We start from the raw sequence: 18,002 nt of genomic DNA, 5'->3' as shown, positions 1-18,002 counted from the left end.
ACGCTAATCGCGCGGGCCGACACCTGCTTCGGGCCCTGTGGGAATCTCCCGCTCGATGTCCTTGAGCCAGGCGTTCGCGTTGCCGTCCGAGGGGGCCCGCCAGTCACCCCGCGGTGAGAGGGCACCGCCGGCGACGACCTTCGGGCCGTTCGGCATCGCCGACCGCTTGAACTGGCTGAAGGCGAAGAAGCGCTTGACGAAGACCTCCAGCCAGTGCCGGATGGTCGGCAGGTCGTAGGCGACCCGGCGGTCGGCGGGATAGCCCGGCGGCCACTCACCGGAGTCCGCGTCGGACCAGGCGTGCAGGGCGAGGAAGGCGATCTTGCTCGGCCGGAAGCCGTAGCGCAGCACGTGGTAGAGGGTGAAGTCCTGCAGCGCGTAAGGGCCGATGGTGGCCTCGGTGGACTGCGGCTTGGCGTCCTCGCCGGCCGGCACCAGCTCGGGGCTGATCTCCTGGCCGAGGATGCCGGTGAGCGTGCGATCCACCTCGGCGTCGAACTGGCCCGAGTCGATCACCCAGCGGATGACGTGCTGGATCATCGTCTTGGGGATGCCGGCGTTGACGTTGTAGTGCGACATCTGGTCGCCGACGCCGTAGGTGCACCAGCCGAGCGCCAGCTCGGACAGATCGCCGGTGCCGACCACGATGCCGCCGTGCTGGTTGGCGAGGCGGAAGAGATAGTCGTAACGCAGGCCGGCCTGAACGTTTTCGAAGGTGACGTCGTAGACCGGCTTGCCGTCGCCGGCCGGGTGGCCCATCGCTTTGAGCATGTCGGTGGCGGCGGGCCGGATGTCGAGCTCGGCGAAGGTGACGCCGAGCTGCTGGCACAGCTGGGTGGCAAAGGATTTGGTCGAGTCGGAGGTCGCGAAGCCCGGCATCGTGTAGGCGAGGATGTCGGTGCGTGGCCGGCCCATCCGGTCCATCGCCTGGGCGGCGACGATCAGCGCGTGGGTCGAGTCGAGCCCGCCGCTCACCCCGATGACGGCCTTCGGATCGCCGATCGCGCGCATCCGCTGCACCAGCCCGGCCACCTGGATGTTGTAGGCCTCGAAACAGTCCTGCGCGAGGCGGGCCGGGTCGTCCGGCACGAACGGGAAGCGGTCGAGCGGCCGGCGCAGCCCGATGTCTCCGCTCGGCGGGTCGAGGGTGAACTCGACGGTGCGGAAGGAGGCGAGGCGGTCGGCATACGTCTTGGCGTTGTCACCGATCGACCCATCGCGCAGTCGGTCCTGCCGGATCCGGTCCAGGTCGACGTCGACGACCGTGCGCCGCGCACCATCGGGGAACCGCTCGGACTCACCGAGCAGCCCACCGCATTCGTAGACCATCGTCATGCCGTCCCAGGACAGGTCGGTGGTCGATTCCCCTTGTCCCGCAGCGGCATAGACGTATGCCGTGAGGCAGCGCGCGCTCTGCGCGCGGCACAGCAGGTGCCGGTCCTCGGCGCGCGCGACGGTGATCGGTGAGCCGGAGATATTGGCGAGCACCGACGCGCCAGCGAGGGAGGCCAGGGAGCTGGGCGGGATCGGCACCCACATGTCCTCGCAGATCTCGACGTGCAGCACCAGGCCGTCGAGGTCGCTGGCGGAGAAGAGCAGGTCGGGGCCGAAGGGGACCTCGCCGCCGCCGAGCGTGATGGTGCGCTGCATCGGGTCGTCACCGGGAGCGAAATGCCGCTTCTCGTAGAACTCGCGGTAGTTGGGCAGATAGGACTTCGGCGCCACGCCCAGGATCGTGCCGCGGTGGATGACGATCGCGCAGTTGTAGAGCCGCAGCCCGACCCGCAGCGGGGCGCCAATCACGATGAGCGGCAACAGGTTTCGGCTCGCTTCGACCACCGTGTCGATCGCTTCGCGGGCCGCATCGAGCACGACATCCTGCAGGTGTAGGTCGTCGATCGCATAACCGGTGAGGCACAGCTCGGGGAAGATCGCGATCGCCGCGTGCTCGTCATGACAGGCGCGAGCCTGGGCGATCACGGCCTCGGCGTTGGTCGCCGGATCGGCGATCGCGACCGGCACCGTGCACGCCGCGATGCGCGCGAAACCGTGATGGTAGGCCGAGGAGAAGTCCATGCCCCGAGTCTGTCAGGTCGCGCGCGGACCCCGGCATACCTGCCGTTCGTCGTCGCGGGCCGCAGCGTTACGGCGCGGCCCGCGACCTCGGACGCGCCCCTCCGGTGCCTCGACGGTAAGTTCCCGGGCCGGTGTGGTAAAGGCCCGTGACCGGATCGTTGCGCGGCACCTACAGTGTGATCGTTCCAGACCGTCGATCCGGGAGATTTCGATGCCGCAGCTGTCGCACACCCAGGGCGAGACCGACACTCCGCTGATCGAGCAGACCATCGGTGACAACCTCGACGCGACGGTCGCGCGGTTCCCCGACCGGGAGGCTCTGGTCGACGTCGCGCAGGGCAAGCGGTGGACGTATGCCGAGTTGCGCACCGAGGTCGATCGCCTCGCCCGCGCGCTGGTGACCGCTGGGGTCGAGGTGGGCGACCGGGTCGGGATCTGGGCGCCGAACTGTGCCGAGTGGGTGTTCACGCAGTACGCCACGGCCAAGATCGGCGCGATCCTGGTGAACATCAACCCGTCATACCGCGCCCACGAGCTGAAGTACGTGCTGCGCCAAGCGGGCATCTCGGTGCTGCTTGGCGTCGAGCAGTTCAAGACCAGCGACTACGCGCACATGGTCGAGGAGGTGCGCGGCGAGTGCCCGGACCTGCGCGAGGCGATCTACTTCGGCACACCTGACTGGGAGCGGCTGCTCGAAGGAGCCAACCAGACCTCGGCCGAGCAGTTGGCGAAGGTGCAGAGCGGGCTCACCAACATCGACCCGATCAACATCCAATACACCTCTGGCACAACGGGATTCCCCAAGGGCGCGACGCTCAGCCACCGCAACATCCTCAACAACGGCTTCTTCGTCGGCGAGCTGTGCCGCTACACCGAGGCCGACCGGGTGTGCATCCCGGTGCCCTTCTACCACTGCTTCGGGATGGTGATGGGCAACCTCGCGTGCACCTCGCACGGCGCGTGCATGGTGATTCCGGCGCCTGGTTTCGATCCGGCCTTGACGCTGCGGGCCACTCAGGACGAGCGGTGCACCAGCCTCTACGGCGTGCCGACGATGTTCATCGCGGAGTGGTCGCTGCCCGATTTCGCCAGCTACGACCTGTCCTCGGTGCGCACCGGCATCATGGCCGGCTCCCCCTGCCCAGCCGAACTGATGAAGCAGCTCATCGCCTCCGGGATCGAGGAGGTGACGATCTGTTACGGCATGACCGAGACCTCACCGGTCTCCACCCAGAACCGCACCGACGACAGCTTCGAGCAGAAGGTCAACACCGTCGGCCGCGTCGGGCCGCACCTGCAGATCAAGATCGTCGACCCGGCGACCGGCGAAATCGTGCCGCGCGGCACCTCGGGCGAGTTCATGACCAAGGGCTATTCGGTCATGCTCGGCTACTGGGAGCAACCGGACAAGACCGCCGAAGCCATCGAGGACGGGTGGATGCACACCGGCGACCTCGGCGTCATGGACGACGACGGCTACGTGCGGATCAGCGGCCGGATCAAGGACATGGTGATCCGCGGCGGGGAGAATATCTACCCGCGCGAGATCGAGGAGTTCCTCTACACCCACCCCGACATCCTCGATGCGCAGGTCATCGGCGTTCCCGACGAGAAGTATGGCGAGGAGTTGTGCGCCTGGATCCAGCTGCGCGACGGCGCCGAACCGATCACCGCCGAGGCATTGCGAGAATTCTGCACCGGAAAATTGGCACACTACAAAATCCCGCGCTATGTCGAAATCGTCACCGAATTCCCGATGACCGTCACCGGGAAGGTGCGCAAGGTCGAAATGCGCGAGAAGACGACCGCGAAGCTCGGGCTGGCGTCGTCCTAGCAGGAGTCCATCGCGGTGCCGCAGAAGGTGCAGGTCTGGTTCGGTGCCGGCACTTTCGTGTTGGCGTAGATGGTGGCGCCGTCGCCGATCTTGTATTTCACGGTCAGGAAGTTGCCGCTGTTGGCGCCGGTGAACCGGATCACCTCTGAGCACTTGCCGTTCACCGTGACCGTCGTGGGCAACGTGGAGCAAAAGGGCTTCAGCGGTGCATTGGTCAGCGGCCCCTGGTTGCCGTCCACCTCCACAATGGTCACCGTCGAACCGGCCGGGGTCGGGCAGCTCGGGTCACTTGTCGCGCAAAACGACAGGTAATAGGCCTGGGGGTCGCTCGGACTGGAACTCCCCGGACATTTGCACGCGCCATCTCCGCTGACGCTGATGACCGGCTGGCAGGGCCCTGGGCTGGTGGCCGCTCGCGCCGCTGGTGCGCCGAGCACCATGACCGGTGTCACCCAGGCCAGACCCTTGGCGACCTGCCGGCGCGTCGGCCGCACCGCCATTTTCTGTGCTCCCATGAACCGTCCCCCACCTTCTCAAATCCCCCGCATCGACTGGCTCAGCCGACGCACTAACAGGGGGCAACGTACTCCTGCCGATACGGAAATGCCAAGAAAAAATTGCTGATCTTTCTGCATTTGTTGTTGCCGACAAAATTGGTCAAGAATATTGCTGGAGGCAATTCTTTTATGGGCACACCCTTGCGGTGAAAGAATGCTGAGCGTGGGCTGGGTCCGGGTGGCCCGCTCGGGACATCCGCGACACCCGCACAGAACGCCCAATTGGGCGATCCGCGCCACCCCCGACCCGCGACACCCGCACACAACGCCCAGTTGGGCGATCCGCGCCACCCTTGAGCGGGACCGCTCGCCCGACTCAGACCACGCGGCCCAGGTGGAGGGCGGCATACATCAGGGCAGCGACGGTCTCACCGTCGGTGATGGTGCCATCGCGCACCCAGGCGAGCACGTCCTCCCATGCAACGAAGCGCACCTCACCGATCCCCTCCGCGTGCTGGTCGGCGCTCATGCCATCGCGTGTGGTCGAGCGCAGCCCGGTGGCAACGAAGACCTCCTCCTGCGCCCGGCAGATGCCGTTGAGGGCATTCATCCGCCCGACCCAATCCCATTGGGCCGCAACGAAACCCGTCTCTTCCAGCAATTCGCGTTGAGCAGCCTCAAGTGGGTTCTGGCCGTCCGACCCACCCGCCGGGACCTCCCAGGAGGCGCCGGTTGTGTAGCGATCGACGCACACCATGAGCACCTCGCCGTCGTCGTTTACCGCGACCACGAAGACCGCCGGATGGCGCACCGTGACGACGCCGTAGATGCCCTCGGTTCCGTCCGGCCGGACCACCCGGTCCTCGTCGACCTGGATCCACGGATTCTCGTATGCCGGGTGCCCGCCGAGCCGTTGCCAGCCGGTCACCGGGTGCCGCGTTCGACGAAGGTCGGCGCCTCCCGCCGCAGGCCCGCTGCCCTGGCGATCTTGGCGTTGCGGCCGAGCAGGATCCCCACCTGCACCCGTCGTTCGGCGGCGAAGGTGCGTCGGGGGCTGGCGCCGAAGCGGGTGTCGAACAGCTTCTTCGCGCCGGCCAGCGCATCCGGTGAACGAGAACTGAGCTCGCGCGCGAAGGCGAGCGCGTCGGCATACGGCTCGAGGGACAGGGTGCCGGCGAGGCCGAGCTCGTGGGCCCGTTCGCCGGAGATCACCTCGGCGGTCATCGTCAGTCGTTTGGCGGTCTCGATGCCGACCAGATCCGACAGGGTGCGGATGCCGGTCATGTCCGGGATCAGGCCCCATTTGCCTTCCAGCACAGACCATTTCGCATCCGGCGCGGTCACCCGGAAGTCGGCGGCCAGCACGATCTGCACCCCGCCGCCGTAGCAGTGGCCCTGCACCGCCGCGATCACCGGCACCGGCACCCGGCGCCAGGCCCAGCACGCCTCCTGGAAGACATTGGTGCCGCGCACGGGGTTGGGGATCAGCCCGACCGGGATCTGCCAGGGCTTCTTGGCGACCGACGCGAAGTCGAGGCCGGCGCAGAACGATTCGCCCTCGCCGGACAGCACTACGGCACGCAGTGAACGATCGCGGCGCAGCCGATGGGCGGTCGACGCGAGGTCGCGCAACATGTCGAACGTCAGCCCGTTGAGCTTGTCGGGACGATTGAGCCGGACATCGGCGATGCCGTCGGTGACGGTGCTGGAGATGAGGGAGGCCACGTCCCGAAGGCTACGTGGCGACCCACCGCCTGGCCCGGGTCGCACCAAAACTCTCCACAATGGCGACTTCCACCGCCGGCGACCCCCGATCCGGCCCACCCAGCCGACAAAACTCTCCAGAATGTCGGCTTCCGCCGCCCGAGGTCCCACCCGGCATCCTGCCCGGCTTAGGCGCAGGTGGCCGGTGCGGCGTCGGGGCAGGCGGGCCGGCCGCCGCGCTCGAGACGCCAACTTGCTGACGCGATCGACAGCGAAACCAGCGCGAGGACGATCGCGGCCCACACCGGAGCCCGCAGACCGAGGCCGGCGTCGAGCACCAGGCCGCCAATCCACGGGCCGGCCGCGTTGCCGACGTTGAAGGCCGAGACGTTGACCGAGGCGGCGAGCGTCGGTGCGTCACCGGCGAAGCCGAAGACCCGTCCGTTCAGCGCGGCCGCGATGGAGAAGGAGGTCGCGCCGAAGAGGAAGGTCGCGATCACCACGCCGACGGCCGACCCGGCGAGCGTGACCAGCGCCAGCAGGGCCAGCACCATCGTGCCCAGGCTGAGGAACACGTTGAGCAGCGGGTCGCGGTCGGCATACCGCCCGCCGATCGTCACCCCGACGAAGGTTCCGACGCCGAAGAGCAGGAGCACCAGCGGCACGCGGGACTCCGGGATGCCGGAGACCTCGGTCAGCAGCGGGGCGAGATAGGAGAAGCAGGCGAAGACGGCGGCCTGGAAGGTCGCGGTGGTCGCCAGCGCCAGCCAGAGTCGACGGTCACCGAAGGCCGCCACCTCGCGGCGGACGAGCACCCGCATCGGCGTCGCGGCGTCGTGCGGTTGGCGCGGGATCATCAGCCGCAACACGAGGGTGACGGCCAGGGTTGCGATCGCCACCGCGACGAACGCCGCCTGCCAGCCGGACCGTTCGCCGATCCAGGTGCCGAGCGGGACGCCGAGAACGTTGGCGAGCGTCAGCCCGCCGACGATCGCGGCGAGCGCGCGGGCCGTGTGTTCGGGTCCGGCGAGGCGCACGGCGATGACCGCACCCACGGCCCAATAGGTCGCACACGCGACCGCGGCGACGACGCGGCCGACGAGGACCGCGGCATACCCGTCGAAGGCCAGCGGCAGCAGGTGCACCGCCGAGAAGACGAGCGCGGCGCCGAGCAGCGTCGCCCGCCGGGGCAGCCGCAGGGTGACGAGGGTCATGAGCGGCGCGCCGAGCGTCATACCGACGGCGAATGCTGTGATGAGCAGCCCGGCGCGGGAGATCGAGACGCCGAGGCCGGCCGACAACTGAGGCAGGAGCCCGGCCAGCATGAACTCGGAGGTGCCGATGCAGAAGGTGCCGAGGGCGAGGATGTAGACGGAGAGCGGGAGGCGCGCCTTAGCCGGCGCGATGGGTGCGGGCTCGGTCGCGAGCGACACGGGGTGGGCCTTTCTGGACGGTTCGGTTCAGAATCGGGGCGAGGCCGCGCACTGCTGTGCGGGGCCGACGGGCGTCAGATGAGCGAGAGCAGGGTGTGCAGAGCCTTGGTGAGATTGGCCGGGTCGGTGCTCACCCGGGCCCTCACCTGCAACCCGATGAGCGTCGTGTGCACGACGGTGGCCAACTCGGCCGCCGGCACGGTCGAGGTGATCGACCCGTCGTCCTGCCCGCGGGCGATCAGCGTCGCGAGCATCTCCTGGAAGCCATCGAAGCTGGCCCGCGACAGGGCGGCGACCTGCGGGTCGTTGTCGCCGATCTCCACGGCGGCGTTGATGGCCATGCAGCTGCGTCGGTCCGGGTCGTCGCACTGCAGGCCGAGCACGTCGGCGAGCAGGGCGGTCAGCACCTCGCGTCCGGTGCCGGGCCGGTCGAGATAGTCGTTGCGCTCGGCGGCCTTGACCTGGTCGTAGCGCTGCAGCGACCGCCGGTAGAGGTCGGATTTGCAGCTGAAGGTGTTGTAGAGGCTGCTGCGCGACAGGCCGGTGGACGCACACAGCGCCTCGGTGCTGGTGGCGGCGAAGGAGCCGGACCAGAAGGTCTCGAGCGCGCGGTCCAATGCGGACTGCTCGTCGAACTCCTTGTGCCGGGGCATGCCGACGAGCCTGGCACATTCTGGACCGCTCTGTCCAGAACGCGTCAGGCTCGCCGTCGATCAAACCGTCGCCGGCACGCTCTCCTCGACCTCCGTCACCGCGGCAGGCTCGGCGCGCAGTTGCGTCCCGACCAGCACGGCCGTCACCGCGACCACCACCGCGTTGACGCCGATCGCGACGCGCAGCGAGCCGAGCGCCTCCAGCGAACCGGCGGCCGTGGCGACCGCGCTCATCAGCGGCACACCCATCGCGACGCCGACCTGCTGGGTCATCGTGGCCAGGCCGGTCGCCAGGCCCTGCTCGTGGTCGGGCAGGCCGGAGGTCGCCGCAACCATGAAGCCGACGATCACGCAGACATGCCCGATCGCGCCGAGGAAGGCCACGCCGGCGACGACCCAGACCCAGCCGGCCGCGGTGCCGAGCAGCACGAGCAGCGCGGTGAAGGCCGCCTGCACGATCAGCCCACCGGCCAGCGTGCGGCGCACCCCGGCAGCGGCGATCACCCGCGGCCCGGCCATGCCGCCGAGGATCGCGCCGAGGCCCAACCCGCCCAGCGTCAGGCCGGTCTGCAGCGGGTTGAGGTGCAGCACGTGCTGCAGGTAGAGCGTCAGCAGGAAGACCAGCGAGCTTTCCGTCGCGAAGGTGACGAAACCGGCCACATTGCCCCAGCCGATCGTGCGGCGGCGCAGGATCGCGGTCGGCACGAGCGGATGCGTATGCCGACCCTCCGTCCGCCAGAACGTCCCCAGCAGCACCACCGCCGCCACCAGCGACAGCACGGCCCACCCGTCGCTCCAGCCGAGCTCCCCCGCCCGGGTCACGCCGAACACCAGGGCCAGCAGGCCGCTCGTCACCAGGATCGCCCCGGGCACATCGAGCGGCGACCGCTCACGATCGGCGCTATCGGTGAGCAGCATCGGCGCGAGCACCAGCACGATCGCCGCCACCGGCACGTTGACCAGGAAGGCCCAGCGCCAGCTGAGCAGGTCGGTCAGCACGCCGCCGAGGATCGCGCCCGCGGTGAAGCCAGTGGACATCATCACGCTGTTCAGCCCGAGCGCCCGCGAGCGCAGCGGCCCCTCCGGGAACGAGGTTGTGAGCAGCGAGAGACCGGCGGGCGTGACGGCAGCCGTGGCCAGACCCTGGGCGACGCGCGCGGCGAGCAGCATCGCGGGAGTGGTGGCGAGCCCGCCGACGAGGGATGCGATGCCGAGCGCCGCCATACCGATGAGGAACATCCGGCGACGCCCGACATAGTCACCGATCCGCCCGAAGAGCAGGGTGAATCCGGCCGCGCAGAGCGCGAACGAGGTGGCGATCCATTGCAGGTTCGCCGGGGTGAAGCCGAGGCCGGCACCGACCGTCGGCAGCGCGACATTGAGGATCGAGAAGTCGACGGCGAGCATGAACTGCGAGGCGAGCAGCAGCGCCAAGACCAGCAGTTGTCGCCGGGACATCGAGTGGGGTGAGGCGGTGGTCACGGGGGTTCTCCCAGCAGGTCGTGGATCGGGAACGACCTCCAACCTCGCTGCGCGCGGGCGGGCCAGCCAGATCCCTGCGCCGCCTACTCTCGGGCTGCCTAGCACTGTCAGGGTGAGGCTGATCGTCGCCGGGTCGCTCACAATGGCCGTATGACGACCGAGCTGGGCGAGTTCCTGCGCATCCGTCGGGCCGCGATCAACCCCGAGGACGTCGGCGTGGTGTCCTATGGCACCCGCCGGGTCCCGGGGTTGCGCCGGGAGGAGCTGGCGCAACTCGCCGGCGTGAGCGCGACCTATTACACCCGGCTGGAGCAGTCCGCCCAGCACAACGCCTCCGACGGCGTCATCGACGCGCTTGCCCGGGCCCTGTCGCTCAACCCGCAGGAGCACGAACATCTGCGCCGGCTGGCTCACCCCGAGCCCGGCCGACTGCCGCGCCGGCCGAAGCCCACCCAGGCTCGCCCCGAGACGATCGCGATGATCAACTCGATGTCCAATCCCGCGGTCATCCTCGATCACTGCAACGACGTGCTCGCGTGGAACTCGTTGGGACACAAGCTGATCGGCTCGCAGACCTGCTTCGATCACCCGCGCCAGACCCGCAACCGGCCCAACCTGCTCAAGATGTTCTTCCTCGACGAGGCCGGCCGGGAGTTGTATGTCGACGCCGGTCAGGTCGCCAAGGACATGGTCGCCTTCCTGCGTTTCTCCTCGGGCAACAATCCCGAAGACCCGGCGCTGACCGCCTTGGTCGGCGAGCTGTGCCGCAAGAGTGACGAATTCGCGACGCTGTGGTCCAAGCACCTCGTGCAGGACTGCGGGTATGGCGTCAAGCGCTTCCAGCACCCGCTCGTGGGGCGCATCGACGTGGCCTACGAGGTGCTCAGCCTCTCCGACAGCACGCATCGGCTCGGCATCTACCACGCCGAGCCGGGCTCACCGGCCGCCGATGGGCTGGAGTTGCTGGCCCGCAGCTAGCGCGACGCTCAGGACTGGAGTTGGTGCACCGCGTCGCGCACATAGCGGTGGCCGAACCACTCGTAGCTCACGACCACCACCCACGGCGCCAGCATCAGCAGGAAGAGACTCACCGCGACATCCAGACCGAGCGCGGCGAGCCCGACCGATGCCGCCAGCACCAGCATGCTGGCGATCAGGATCGGCGGGTGGATGCGGTCGACGCGGCCCGCCATACCGTCGAAGATCCCGAAGACCGCGAGCAGGAAGATCGCGATCGGCGCCGCGAGGGCGGTGATCGCGCCGAACTCGGTGAGTTTGGACTTGTCCTCCAGGGACAACCCGACCAGGTGCAGGCCGGCGCCGGTGGCGGCGATCGCGCCGAAGATCACCATGTGGCCGTAACCGAAGATGAAGGACGAACTGCGCCGGGCGTGCAACATGTCGCCGAACGGGCTGATGAAGTAGACCCACCACATTCCGAAGGTCAGCACGATGCCGGCGACGACGACCGCGATCGCGTCGAGGGTCCAGCCGTGTGAGCCGAGCAGACCCTGCGATGACGCGGCATACGCCCGGAGGCCGAGAACCTCGGTGGCCCGCTGAGCGAGCGCCTCCCGGGACGCAGGGGCGCGACTGGCGACCCGCACCTCGACGATGTCCACCACAGCCGAGAGGGCCCACAACTGGGTCCACGCCTGGGAGCCGGCACCGACCAGGCCAACGGTGGCAGGCGCCGTCGGTCCGAGGAGGGCAGCCGCCGCACCGCCAAGAGCCCCGGTGCGGGCGGGGCCGAGGTCGTTGCCGACGTGGACCGCCAACACCTCACCGGTAGTGGCGTCATGCACGACAACCACCTGCTGGTCCTGCGGTGTCGGGATCGTGTCGTACGCCCGATAGCCGTACCAGCGCGGCCCCCGGCCAGCGGTCACCACGAGCGCCCCGTCTCCAAGATCGGCGCGCAGGCGTGGCGGCGCCATCAGATCACCGCCCGCGCGCAGCCGCAATGCTTCGAGCATCCAGTCGACCGCGTCCCGCGGGCGGAGACGCGCCAGGTCTTCGTCGGTCAGCACCAGTGCCATGAACCCATCGAAGGACCTCGAGGGGGCTTGAGGTCAAGTGCTCGACATCCGCGAGCCGGGTCGGGGCTAGTGATGGGTGCCGCTGTGGTTGGTGGTGTCAGCGTCGAGCGGTTCCCGCCCCGGAGGCTGCACGGGCCTCGGCGTGAGGGGCTCGAGGCGCTCAATCGGCATACTGACCGGTTCCTCCGTGGTGAGCAGGAAGGGCTCGCCGTGGTGCGCGAGCTGGACGTGCGCGTCAGGCCCGTCCTCGAGGTGATAGGTCGCGTGGTCGGCGTGCACATCGACCCGGATTTTGCAGCCGCGCCAACGGATGGCGAAGGCGAGCCGGGTGATCTTCTCCGGCAGGCGCGGCGCGAAGGTCAGGTCGCCGTGGTGGTCGCGCATGCCACCGAAACCACAGACCAGCGCGAGCCATGCGCCGGCCAATGACGCGACGTGCACGCCGTCGGCGGTGTTGCGCTCGAGGTCCCGCAGGTCCATCAGCGCGGCCTCGGTCAGGTAATCGTGGGCGAGCTCCAGATGGCCGAGCTCGGCGGCGATCACCGATTGCGCGCAGGCCGACAGGGAGGAGTCGCGCACCGTGATGCCCTCGTAGTACTCGAAGGCCCGCGCCTTCTCCTCCGGAGTGAACTCGTCACCGCACCAGTGCATCGCCATGATCAGGTCAGCCTGCTTGATGACCTGCTTGCGGTAGATCTCGAAATACGGGTAGTGCAGCAGCAGCGGGTAGCGGTCGGTCGCGGCGGTGTCCTCGAAGTCCCAGACCTCGTGATCGGTGAAACCCCGATCCTGTTGGTAGACATCACGTTCGGCGTCAAACGGCATCGCCATCACGTCGGACGCGGCCCGCCATTCACCCAGCTCCTCGTCGGTGACGTCCAGCGCCTTGGCAGCCTCCGGCCAGCGCTCGGCGGTCTCGGCGGCATACCGCAGGTTCCGGGCGGCCATCAGGTTGGTGAAGATGTTGTCGTCGACGATCGCGCTGTATTCGTCCGGGCCGGTGACGCCGTCGATGTGGAAGTGGCCGTCGTCGCCGTGGTAGCCGAGGTCAATCCACAGCCGGGCCGTCTCGACCAGCAACGGCAGGGCGAACTCGCGGTCGAACTCCTCGTCCCCGGTCCAGAAGACATACCGCGCCGCCGCCACCGAGATGTCGGCGTTAATGTGGAATGCCGCCGTCCCGGCCGGCCAGTATGCCGAGCACTCCTGGCCGCGGATCGTGCGCCAGGGGAACGAAACCCCGCGTCGATGAAGGGTTTTCGCGCGTTCCCGAGCCAGGTCCATGGTGGTCGCCCGCCAGCACAGCGCGTCCCGCGCGGCCTTCGGGTCGGTCGCGATCAGCACCGGCAGCACGTAGGCCTCGGTGTCCCAGAAGGAATGCCCGTCATACCCCGGCCCGGTCAGTCCCTTGGCCGCGATCGCCCGGCCTTCGGCGCGGGCACCCGCCTGCAGGACGTGCCACAGGGCGAACCGGACGGCCTGCTGGACCGCGGGGTCGCCGTCGACCTCGACATCGGCGCCGTCCCAGAATTCCTCCATGTATGCCGCCTGCTCGGCCACCAGGCCGTCCCACCCGGCATACAACGCGGCCGAGAGAGCGGCATCCACCTGATCCCGCAGGGCGGGGACGGTTCGCTGCGAGGACCACCCATAGGCGACGAACTTGGTGAAGCCGAGGGACTGGCCCGGTGCGAGCGCCGTGCCCATCGTGGTGCGGGCCCAGTCCTCCTCAACATAGGTGTGCGACTGGACCTCGGGGTTGTCCAGCACGTGATCGGCGGCCGCCGCCATCCGCAGCTTGCTGGCCTTGGTCGAGTGGATGAGCAGTGACCGGTTGTCGTTGCCGTCGTGCACCTCCGCCTGCAGTGGGCGCTCCAGCAGCGCAGCCACCCGCGGATCGCCCGAGGTCGCCGGCAGTTCCTCGTTGGTGACCAACTCGGACTGCACCACTACCCGCAACGGGTCGTCGACCGCTTCGACGACGTAATTGACCGCGAGGATCGCGCGCTGGGTGAAGCTCACGAGGCGGGTGGACTTGATCCGCACCTGCTTGCCGGCCGGCGTTTCCCAGAGCAGGTCCCGGTGCAGCAGCCCGGTTCGCAGGTCGAGCCGCCGCTCCTGGTGACGCACGGTGCCATAGCGCAGGTCGAGCGGCTGGTCGTCGACGAGCAGGCGAATGATCTTGCCGTTCGTGACATTGACGACCGTCTGCCCGGACTCCGGGAAGCCGTAACCGGCTTCGGCATACGGCAGGGGTCGTTTCTCGTAGAAGGAGTTCAGGTAAGTGCCCGGCAACCCGCTGGGGTCGCCCTCGTCGAGGTTGCCGCGGACGCCGATGTGGCCGTTGGCCAGGGCGAAGATGGACTCCGCCTGCGCCAGTCGGCCAAGGTCGACCCCGACCTCGCGCACCTGCCATGGCTCGATCTGAAATCCGTGGCCCAGCGTCATGCTCAGCTCCCTTCACCGGCGTCGCCGTCGGTGTCGGCGTCGAGCAACTCGGCCAGGTCCTGCACCACGATGCTCGCGCCATGTGCCGTGAGGGCTGCAGCGTGACCGATCCGGTCCACCCCGACGACGTAACCGAATCCGCCGGCTCGTCCAGCCTGCACACCGGAGATGGCATCCTCGAAAACCGCTGAGTTCGCAGCGGATTCGCCGGCGAGCTTTGCGCCGGCCAGGAAAGAGTCAGGCGCCGGCTTGCCCTTGATGTGCTGCTCGGCGAGGGTGACGCCGTCCACCCGGCCCTCGACGAACGCGTCCAGACCGGTGACCCGCAGCACCATCTCGGTGTTGGCGCTGGACGAGACGACGATCCGGCGCAGCCCGGCCTCGGCGGCCGCCTGCAGATAGCGGCGCGACCCCTCATAGACCGTGACGCCGTCACTGGCGATCCGCGCCTGGACCTCGTCGTTCTTGCGATTGCCCAAGCCCCAGACGGTCTCGGCGCCTGACGGGTCGTCCGGCGTGCCGTCCGGGAGAGTGATGTCACGCGAGGCGAGGAAGTCGCGGACACCGTCCTGCCGAGGCTTGCCGTCGACATATTCGGCGTAGTCGGCGTCGGTGAACTCGTCTCCGTCTCGCCCGCGCAGGAAGTCGTCGAACATCTGCTTCCACGCAGCGCGGTGCACGCTCGCGGTGTCGGTCAGCACCCCGTCCAGATCGAACAGGCAGGTGGTGATGTGGTCCGGCAGTCCGAGCATGATCCCCCACTGAAGACGCAGCGTCGTGACGGCGCCCCTGGCGAATGGGCACCCACAGCGAGGCTAGACCCGTGCGGCGATCCTGCCTATGCCCACAGCCACCCCCGCCGGTCGAGGAGGCATCACCCACGCGGATCGAGGAGCTGTCGCCCTCGCCGGTCGAGTAGGCGGAGGAGCCGTCACCCACGCCGGTCGAGTAGGCGGAGGAGCCGTCACCCACGCCGGTCGAGTAGGCGGAGGAGCGCAGCGGGGGAGCCGTATCGAGACCCGCTGCGCCGCAACGTATCTCGCAGTCACCTCAGCTGACCGAGCGGAGGTACTTACCGAAGTGGGGGACGGTGAACGCGATGCGGCCGCGCTCGCCGGAGTAGATCAACCCCTTCTTCAGCAGCGCATCCCTTGCAGGAGAAAGGGATTGAGGCTTGCGACCGAGCACCTCGGCCACCGCGGAGGTCGGCACCGACTCGACCTCGTCGACCTCGTCCGGGCCGAGCGCGGACGCCGCGTCCGCCATCGCGCGCAGGTACTCCCGCTCCCCCGGCGTCGCCCGCTCATAGCGTGACCCGAAGAAGCCGACCGCCAATTCGGCCTCCGCCGCGGGTGCGGCGACCGCCACATCCTCGGCCGAGATCGGCGACTGCGGCGCGACATCCCAGGCCACCTTCCCGTACGCCTGGATGAAATACGGATAGCCGCCGGTCGCGGCATACATCGCCTCGAGCGCGTCCTTGGCGTATGACGCCTCCTCGTCCTCCGCGGGCCGCTGCAGAGCAGCGTCCGCCGCGTCCCGCGAAAGCCGGTCGATGCGGGCATAGCGGAACAGGCGCTCGGAGTAGGACTTCGACGCGGACAGCACCGCGGGCAGGTGCGGCAGCCCAGCGCCGACGACGATGACCGGCAGCGACGCCTGGCTGATCTCGTGGCAGGCCGCGCACAACGCGGACACGTCGTCGGGGTGCAGGTCCTGCATCTCGTCGATGAAGATCGCGACGCCGCGACCGAGGTCGGCAGCCAATCCCCCTGCGTCCGTGAGCAATTCGACCAGGTCGATCTCGATGTCGCCCGAGTCGGCCCGCCCCGGCACGGCCGGCGCGTCGATGCCCGGCGACCACTTGTCGCGCAGCTTGGCATTGGGCGCAGCGTCGCGCTGGGCGAACGACTTGATGACCCCGAGCACGTGGTCGACGTCGTCGGACTGCGGGTGCCCGAGCTCGCGCACGGCCTGGTGCAGGGCCGAGGACAGCGGCCGCCGCAGGCGCTGCTCGGGTCGCGCCTCGAGCTTGCCGGTGCCCCACTTGGCGCGCACGGCCGCTGACCGGAGCGCGTTGAGCAGCACCGTCTTGCCGACCCCGCGCAGGCCGGTCAGCACCATCGACCGCTCCGGCCGACCGCGCGCGACGCGCTCCAGCACGACCCGGAAGTTCTCGAGTTGCTCATCGCGGCCGGCGAGTTCCGGCGGTCGCTGCCCGGCTCCGGGCGCATAAGGGTTCCTGATCGGGTCCACGATCAGACCGTATGCCGCTCTCTAGCCCCCAGCCGATATTTGCCTAGCGTGTCCGATCGAGTCATTCAGGGCTTGACAGATTAGGTTCTCAAGAGAACATTATCTGTATGTCGAGCGCCGACTACATCGACCTCGCGGAGACATCCGAGCGTCTCGGCGTCTCAGTGCAGCACGTTCGCAGACTCGCGATGTCGGGCGAGATCACGAAGGTCGCGCGCGGGCTGTTCGACGCTCACTCGGTCGATGCTTATCGACTCTCCCACCCGCTCGTCCGCACCCGCGCCTGGGCGGAACACACGGCATGGGGCGCGATCGCGATCCTGAGCGGATCGGACGCGCCGTGGTTGGGCACCACTCAGGCGGCGCGCGTTCGCAGCACACTCCGCGAACTCACCGACCCCGCGCACCTCGCCGTACGCCTGCGCGAGCGCGCTCGCGTCCACCGCCTTGATGCGCATCATGCGGCCGTGTCTCGCCTCAAGAACGTGCTCGTCGTGCCGGATCTCAGCGCCCTGGGCTTGGCGGCAGCCAGCGATGGCGACGTCGACGGGTATCTGCACCGGTCTGATCTGGCGGCGACCATTCGCGCTCTCGGCCTACTCCCAGATCCCCGCGGGAACGCGACCATTCGCGCGACCGGATTCGACCTAGCCGCCGTCGCCGACATCGCCGAACGCAGTCCCGTGCTCGCCGCCCTGGACGCCACCGCCTCCGTCGACCCGCGCCTGCGCGGCCTCGCCGAACGGGCATTGACCGACCTTCTCGGTGCCTTTCAATGACGCCGCAACGTCCCATCTCGACAATGCGGATCACACCTCCACCGGGAGGCTGGCTTCCGCCGTGGCCGAGCGTCGCCGAACTGGCAGGGGCGCTCCCGCCGGGCAGTTGGACCCTCGTCGGCGGCTTAATGACCCAGTTGCACACCATCCATCGCGGAATCGGCATCGTGAGGCCTACCAATGACGTCGACATCGTGCTGCACATCGAGGCGCGACGTGGCCTCCCCGCCTTGGCGGCGCGGGAGCTCGAAACTCTGGGCTACCGGTTGTTGCCGTCCATCGATCCCCGCAACAACACGGCGCACCGCTTCGTGCGCTCCTCGAACACCGTCGACCTCGTGACGAGCACCGCGGACGAACAGGTAGACATGCTGATCGCAGACCATGCCGCGCCACGGGTCATCGAAACCCTGAGAGGCCGGACCATGGTACAGATCGACGGAGGCACGCAAGCACTGAGACGCACGATCAACGCTGAGATCACGCTCGGGTCGGGTGGTGACGTCACGATTTCGGTGCCCCGCGCGTTCGGTGCGCTCATCCTCAAAGCGGCGGCATACAGGACAGATTCACGGGACCGCGATCGGCATCTGTTCGATGCGGCGGCGCTCCTCGCCTGCATCGACGACCCCGTCGAAGAAGGTGAGGCTCTCCGCGGCTCCGACCGCGGCCGCATCGCAACCCTTCAGCACGCGCTTCAGCGAGACCACCCGGCCTGGCGGCAGCTTCCTTCCCGGGTTCGCGGCGATGCGGAAGCAGCGCTCCGCATCCTGGCGGCTCACTAACCCGGCATACCCAAGC

15 protein-coding genes are annotated in these 18,002 nt (G+C 68.6%); 4 read left to right on the top strand and 11 right to left on the bottom strand.

What is annotated here, in order from left to right; all coding sequences use genetic code 11:
- Positions 1 to 3: 3 nt before the first annotated feature.
- Positions 4 to 2,076: an NAD(+) synthase gene (locus G9U51_RS11005; RefSeq protein WP_166196917.1), complete on the bottom strand. Its 2,073-nt coding sequence runs from the start codon at positions 2,074 to 2,076 to the stop codon at positions 4 to 6.
- Positions 2,077 to 2,287: 211 nt separating this feature from the next.
- Here G9U51_RS11005 and G9U51_RS11000 point away from each other — a divergent pair, with 211 nt between their 5' ends.
- On the top strand, positions 2,288 to 3,910 hold the full coding sequence (locus tag G9U51_RS11000) for an AMP-binding protein (protein WP_207948227.1): 1,623 nt from the start codon (positions 2,288 to 2,290) through the stop codon (positions 3,908 to 3,910).
- Here G9U51_RS11000 and G9U51_RS10995 read toward each other — a convergent pair.
- The 6 genes from G9U51_RS10995 to G9U51_RS10970 all read right to left on the bottom strand — a co-directional run bounded on the left by G9U51_RS10995 (position 3,907) and on the right by G9U51_RS10970 (position 9,679).
- Complete coding sequence (locus G9U51_RS10995; protein ID WP_166196915.1) at positions 3,907 to 4,425, bottom strand: hypothetical protein; 519 nt, start codon at positions 4,423 to 4,425, stop codon at positions 3,907 to 3,909. The two genes, G9U51_RS11000 and G9U51_RS10995, sit on opposite strands and share 4 nt — an antisense overlap.
- 358 nt (positions 4,426 to 4,783) lie before the next feature.
- On the bottom strand, positions 4,784 to 5,335 hold the full coding sequence (locus tag G9U51_RS10990) for an NUDIX domain-containing protein (RefSeq protein WP_166196913.1): 552 nt from the start codon (positions 5,333 to 5,335) through the stop codon (positions 4,784 to 4,786).
- The gene (locus G9U51_RS10985) at positions 5,332 to 6,132 is read right to left on the bottom strand and encodes a crotonase/enoyl-CoA hydratase family protein (protein ID WP_166196911.1); all 801 of its coding nucleotides are present in this window, start codon (positions 6,130 to 6,132) and stop codon (positions 5,332 to 5,334) included. The genes G9U51_RS10990 and G9U51_RS10985 overlap by 4 nt, the downstream gene beginning before the upstream one ends.
- A 167-nt stretch (positions 6,133 to 6,299) precedes the next feature.
- The gene (locus tag G9U51_RS10980; RefSeq protein ID WP_207948225.1) at positions 6,300 to 7,544 is read right to left on the bottom strand and encodes a Cmx/CmrA family chloramphenicol efflux MFS transporter; all 1,245 of its coding nucleotides are present in this window, start codon (positions 7,542 to 7,544) and stop codon (positions 6,300 to 6,302) included.
- 74 nt (positions 7,545 to 7,618) lie between these two features.
- Positions 7,619 to 8,197 carry a TetR/AcrR family transcriptional regulator gene (locus tag G9U51_RS10975; RefSeq protein WP_166196909.1) on the bottom strand — a complete coding sequence of 193 codons (579 nt, stop codon included), beginning with the start codon at positions 8,195 to 8,197 and terminating at the stop codon, positions 7,619 to 7,621.
- 60 nt (positions 8,198 to 8,257) lie between these two features.
- Complete coding sequence (locus G9U51_RS10970; RefSeq protein ID WP_328823438.1) at positions 8,258 to 9,679, bottom strand: MFS transporter; 1,422 nt, start codon at positions 9,677 to 9,679, stop codon at positions 8,258 to 8,260.
- Positions 9,680 to 9,829: 150 nt separating this feature from the next.
- Here G9U51_RS10970 and G9U51_RS10965 point away from each other — a divergent pair, with 150 nt between their 5' ends.
- Complete coding sequence (locus tag G9U51_RS10965) at positions 9,830 to 10,657, top strand: helix-turn-helix transcriptional regulator (protein ID WP_166196907.1); 828 nt, start codon at positions 9,830 to 9,832, stop codon at positions 10,655 to 10,657.
- 8 nt (positions 10,658 to 10,665) lie between these two features.
- Here G9U51_RS10965 and G9U51_RS10960 read toward each other — a convergent pair whose 3' ends face one another.
- From G9U51_RS10960 to G9U51_RS10945, 4 genes are all read right to left on the bottom strand, one after another.
- Positions 10,666 to 11,718, bottom strand: a complete 1,053-nt coding sequence (locus G9U51_RS10960) for a low temperature requirement protein A (RefSeq protein WP_166196905.1) — start codon at positions 11,716 to 11,718, stop codon at positions 10,666 to 10,668.
- Positions 11,719 to 11,784: 66 nt separating this feature from the next.
- Positions 11,785 to 14,166, bottom strand: a complete 2,382-nt coding sequence (locus G9U51_RS10955) for a glycoside hydrolase family 65 protein (protein WP_166196903.1) — start codon at positions 14,164 to 14,166, stop codon at positions 11,785 to 11,787.
- A gap of 2 nt (positions 14,167 to 14,168) precedes the next feature.
- On the bottom strand, positions 14,169 to 14,918 hold the full coding sequence (locus G9U51_RS10950) for an HAD family hydrolase (RefSeq protein WP_166196901.1): 750 nt from the start codon (positions 14,916 to 14,918) through the stop codon (positions 14,169 to 14,171).
- A 298-nt stretch (positions 14,919 to 15,216) separates the two neighbouring features.
- Positions 15,217 to 16,422 carry an ATP-binding protein gene (locus G9U51_RS10945; RefSeq protein ID WP_166196899.1) on the bottom strand — a complete coding sequence of 402 codons (1,206 nt, stop codon included), beginning with the start codon at positions 16,420 to 16,422 and terminating at the stop codon, positions 15,217 to 15,219.
- Positions 16,423 to 16,529: 107 nt separating this feature from the next.
- Here G9U51_RS10945 and G9U51_RS10940 point away from each other — a divergent pair, with 107 nt between their 5' ends.
- Complete coding sequence (locus tag G9U51_RS10940) at positions 16,530 to 17,201, top strand: MerR family transcriptional regulator (protein WP_166196897.1); 672 nt, start codon at positions 16,530 to 16,532, stop codon at positions 17,199 to 17,201.
- Between the two features lie 128 nt (positions 17,202 to 17,329).
- The gene (locus G9U51_RS10935; protein ID WP_207948224.1) at positions 17,330 to 17,986 is read left to right on the top strand and encodes a hypothetical protein; all 657 of its coding nucleotides are present in this window, start codon (positions 17,330 to 17,332) and stop codon (positions 17,984 to 17,986) included.
- Positions 17,987 to 18,002: the final 16 nt, after the last annotated feature.

This window comes from Metallococcus carri, assembly GCF_011440275.1.
Classification (GTDB): Bacteria; Actinomycetota; Actinomycetes; order Actinomycetales; family Dermatophilaceae; genus Metallococcus; species Metallococcus carri.
Note: the sequence above shows the minus strand (reverse complement) of the source record. Positions and strands in the feature narration are given on the sequence as shown.

Bases quoted from the DNA above. Each gene is read 5' to 3' on its own strand.
- G9U51_RS11005 (WP_166196917.1), bottom strand. From the start codon at position 2,076: ATGGACTTCTCCTCGGCCTACCATCACGGTTTCGCGCGCATCGCGGCG.
- G9U51_RS11000 (WP_207948227.1), top strand. From the start codon at position 2,288: ATGCCGCAGCTGTCGCACACCCAGGGCGAGACCGACACTCCGCTGATC.
- G9U51_RS10995 (WP_166196915.1), bottom strand. From the start codon at position 4,425: ATGGGAGCACAGAAAATGGCGGTGCGGCCGACGCGCCGGCAGGTCGCC.
- G9U51_RS10975 (WP_166196909.1), bottom strand. From the start codon at position 8,197: ATGCCCCGGCACAAGGAGTTCGACGAGCAGTCCGCATTGGACCGCGCG.
- G9U51_RS10965 (WP_166196907.1), top strand. From the start codon at position 9,830: ATGACGACCGAGCTGGGCGAGTTCCTGCGCATCCGTCGGGCCGCGATC.
- G9U51_RS10960 (WP_166196905.1), bottom strand. From the start codon at position 11,718: ATGGCACTGGTGCTGACCGACGAAGACCTGGCGCGTCTCCGCCCGCGG.
- G9U51_RS10955 (WP_166196903.1), bottom strand. From the start codon at position 14,166: ATGACGCTGGGCCACGGATTTCAGATCGAGCCATGGCAGGTGCGCGAG.
- G9U51_RS10950 (WP_166196901.1), bottom strand. From the start codon at position 14,918: ATGCTCGGACTGCCGGACCACATCACCACCTGCCTGTTCGATCTGGAC.
- G9U51_RS10940 (WP_166196897.1), top strand. From the start codon at position 16,530: ATGTCGAGCGCCGACTACATCGACCTCGCGGAGACATCCGAGCGTCTC.
- G9U51_RS10935 (WP_207948224.1), top strand. From the start codon at position 17,330: ATGACCCAGTTGCACACCATCCATCGCGGAATCGGCATCGTGAGGCCT.